The sequence below is a fragment of the Candidatus Igneacidithiobacillus taiwanensis genome (assembly GCF_031962545.1).
GTDB classification, from domain to species: domain Bacteria; phylum Pseudomonadota; class Gammaproteobacteria; order Acidithiobacillales; family Acidithiobacillaceae; genus Igneacidithiobacillus; species Igneacidithiobacillus taiwanensis.
Window position 1 is genome coordinate 1 of sequence record NZ_JAVRKK010000208.1, and the last position, 2,910, is coordinate 2,910.

At 57.0% G+C, this 2,910-nt stretch carries 4 protein-coding genes and 1 tRNA gene; 1 reads left to right on the plus strand and 4 read right to left on the minus strand.

Annotation, left to right across the window (positions count from 1 at the left end):
- Positions 1 to 17: 17 nt before the first annotated feature.
- Positions 18 to 94: transfer RNA gene (locus tag RTI30_RS13745), tRNA-Pro, on the plus strand.
- A 319-nt stretch (positions 95 to 413) separates the two neighbouring features.
- Here RTI30_RS13745 and RTI30_RS13750 read toward each other — a convergent pair.
- From RTI30_RS13750 to RTI30_RS13765, 4 genes are all read right to left on the minus strand, one after another.
- Entirely contained in the window at positions 414 to 767 is a 354-nt protein-coding gene (locus RTI30_RS13750) for a hypothetical protein (RefSeq protein ID WP_312284072.1), read from the minus strand.
- Between the two features lie 93 nt (positions 768 to 860).
- Entirely contained in the window at positions 861 to 1,748 is an 888-nt protein-coding gene (locus RTI30_RS13755) for a hypothetical protein (RefSeq protein WP_312284073.1), read from the minus strand.
- A 12-nt stretch (positions 1,749 to 1,760) separates the two neighbouring features.
- Positions 1,761 to 1,976 carry a hypothetical protein gene (locus RTI30_RS13760; protein ID WP_312284074.1) on the minus strand — a complete coding sequence of 72 codons (216 nt, stop codon included), beginning with the start codon at positions 1,974 to 1,976 and terminating at the stop codon, positions 1,761 to 1,763.
- A 4-nt stretch (positions 1,977 to 1,980) separates the two neighbouring features.
- Positions 1,981 to 2,907, minus strand: coding sequence for an AAA family ATPase (locus tag RTI30_RS13765; RefSeq protein WP_312284075.1), 927 nt, complete (start codon positions 2,905 to 2,907; stop codon positions 1,981 to 1,983).
- Between the last annotated feature and the right edge of the window lie 3 nt (positions 2,908 to 2,910).

The window sequence follows — 2,910 nt, forward strand, 5'->3', positions numbered from 1 at the left end:
CTATGATCCTCGGCGCGCGGGGAGTGGCGCAGTCTGGTAGCGCGCCTGCTTTGGGAGCAGGATGTCGCAGGTTCGAATCCTGTCTCCCCGACCAATAAAAACAACGCCTTACAAAACGGTATCACTTCTCCACACCTTGCAAAATGGCTCTAGCGGTTACACTTACGGTTACACTTGGCCAGCGCAAGGGGCAATATCTCGCCGTTTTTGGCCTATCTGCGCCAGCCTGGATCGCCTTTTTTATAGAGGGGAAATATTCACCCGTAGAACGCGGTCATGGTGCGGTCACTCCTACCGGCAACGCATTGATCGGGCAGTCTTTAGGCGGTCACTTTCCCATGGGGTAGTGCATTGGTAGCGCCTGCTCCCTGAACCCGCCTTCCTGGGCTTCCTAGAGGCATTGCTGGCGCTGTTTACCAGTCCCGCCGCTGAAGCTCGGCGCGGATTTCTTCAATGGTTGCCACATTGGCGGGTTCGTCTGGATCGACATAGGGCCGCCCGTCCTCGGCTTCCGTTTCTGCCGGTGCCGGTGGCAACAGTCGCATTAACAGCGATGCAAATATCTTGGGTTCCTCATGCGCCAGCTTGACCAACCAACCGATCCCGCCAGCTTGCCAGAAGGCTTCTTCCAAGGCTTCCTTCATGGTGTAGGTAGTCGCGTTCCTCGATCCCTTGGGCCGTCCTTTTGGGTTCGGGCATACACCTGGAAGCCATTGGCCGCGCTCATTGCGCTGCGAGTTATTGCCCTGTTCTTTACTGGTGCTCATGGCATTGCCTCCATTGCCCATTGCTGGGCCGTAGATACTCAAAATTCCCACGATACGGGGGCAGGGGTACGGATATACCACCCGCTCCGTTTGTCATGCTTCGCCGCCCATTTCCACCTGCTCGGCAATGAAGTTGAGATACTGCCTCTCCGATTCCTCGGCCACCCTTACAGTGTCCAGTGCGCCGGGGGGTAGCAGCGCCTCTACCGCATCCCGCAGGATTTGCCGAAGGATATGCGCTGGCATGGCTTCGGCCTCTACGGTTGTCTTGATGTGGAGTGCTCGCTTATCTCCGAGTTTCCGAGGCTTCTCTGGTAGGTCGTACTGCTCCACTTGCTCGGCGGTAATGCCAAGCCGCCGAAACTCCAGATGCACGTCGCTTCGCAGATGTTGCCGCAGATCCTTCTCGATGGACCGGTCAATCAGTACCCCCGCCGGGTCCAGGTCGCCAATGTAGAAAATCACGGCAGGCACGCCTCCCTCCGTCTCCTGGTTGATGTACTGCGCTGCCTCATGGATAAGTGTGATGCTGGAAAACCCGCCGGCAGGGTAGAGAGATACGGCTAGATCCTCGCAGTCGGCCTGAATGACCGAGGCGATAGACCGGCTCTCACACCAGACTTCGCAGTACACGCCCGCATCAGTCCATAGGTGCCCACGGTAGAGGCTCGCCATTTGGCGGATAAAGTCGGCAGCATTACGGAAAGTGTCCACGAAATACCCGCGCCGGGTAGCGTCCGAGATCCAGGAATAATCCAACCGCCCAGCCCGGCGTAATTCGGTAACGCGGTATTGAACATGCCGATACCCGCGATCCGACTTCTCGACCGGCTCCGGTAGTCGCGGGTCCGTCATGAGATAGAACAGGTGCCGGACGCTCTGCGGGTGGTCGGCTTGCAAGGCAGCGAGGATCTGCGCATCCAGTTGCTCTAGCTGCGCCCTGGTGCGCCGTCTTTTATCGTACACGGTCGATAAACTCATTGTGCGATCTCCTTATGGCCTTTTCTTATTGGCCGCCGTTGCTTGCCATTCTTTCAGCACGGAACGCAGGACGCGCTCTATCTCCGCACCTACCGCCTTCGCCAAGGCTTGGTTTTCCACTTCCTGAATCGCCAAGCAATCAGGGCAGAAAATGCCGGTGTGGTTTCTTGGCAAGTAATAGGTTTGATTGCATTTGTAGCAACGCGCTATTTTAACATTTGAATTCATAGGGTTACGCTCCTTTTTCGGTGGTTGATTTGCGGGTTGCGGGTGCTTTTTTGCCAGTCTTTGGGCGTGGATTTCTCTTTTTTTTCAAAGCCTTGTCGCTGTCCTTTTCGGTCGGGACATTAGGGGACATTTGGGACATGCCTATAGGCATTTGTCCCTTTTGTCCCTCATCCCCCGCCGAGTCATTTGGTACAAAAGTCCCTTTTGTCCCTTCCGTCCCGTTTTCGGGTGAATCCTCACCAATAGCCCATGCGTGGGTATCGTCTGCATCAATGAGGCCGCGTTCTTTGAGGGTAGCCAAGACTCGTGCAAACTTTCCTGCAAAGCCTTCTTCATGGGCACGTTGCCGCCAATCACGAATCAGCGCCTTGCCGCCAGTCTCGGTCTGCATCTTCCGCAGGACAGACAGGCAGATTTTTTGCGCGTCGCCGAGTTGCTTTGTGGAGGCTGCAAGAATGGCTTGGGCAGCGTCGCTCATGCCCACCAGAATGGCACTTGTAACCGGCTCGCCCTCGTCGTCCACCCAAGGCAGGGTTATCTTTTCCAGCGTGAATCCGCGCTTGGGCGGTTCTTCGGTGTCTTTTGCTTTGCTGCAGGACAACCAGATAACGCCGTGGTCGTCGCGATTGCAGGCCATTTCCACATCAACGCCTCCCCGCAGGACGCTGCTACCTCTAGCACGGCTTGGATCGGCCCACCCGGTATGGTGTACCGCAATCAACGTGCTGCCGGGGGCTGCTGCCCGGATTGCGTCGCAGGCAGAAACGAAGGCCGCCATGTCTTGGCTGTCGTTCTCGTTGCCACCCCCAAGGGCACGGGATACGGTATCCAATGCAATGATTGCGGGAGCCTCCGGCAATCGGCCAAGCTCCTCGATAATTCGCGCTGCGCCGCCGTCCAGTAGCGGGGGGATACTTGCGCTTGCAAACATCCG

Excerpts from the sequence above, each read along its gene's own strand:
- RTI30_RS13750 (WP_312284072.1), bottom strand. The coding sequence starts at position 767 with ATGAGCACCAGTAAAGAACAGGGCAATAACTCGCAGCGCAATGAGCGC.
- RTI30_RS13755 (WP_312284073.1), bottom strand. The coding sequence starts at position 1,748 with ATGAGTTTATCGACCGTGTACGATAAAAGACGGCGCACCAGGGCGCAG.
- RTI30_RS13760 (WP_312284074.1), bottom strand. The coding sequence starts at position 1,976 with ATGAATTCAAATGTTAAAATAGCGCGTTGCTACAAATGCAATCAAACC.
- RTI30_RS13765 (WP_312284075.1), bottom strand. The coding sequence starts at position 2,907 with ATGTTTGCAAGCGCAAGTATCCCCCCGCTACTGGACGGCGGCGCAGCG.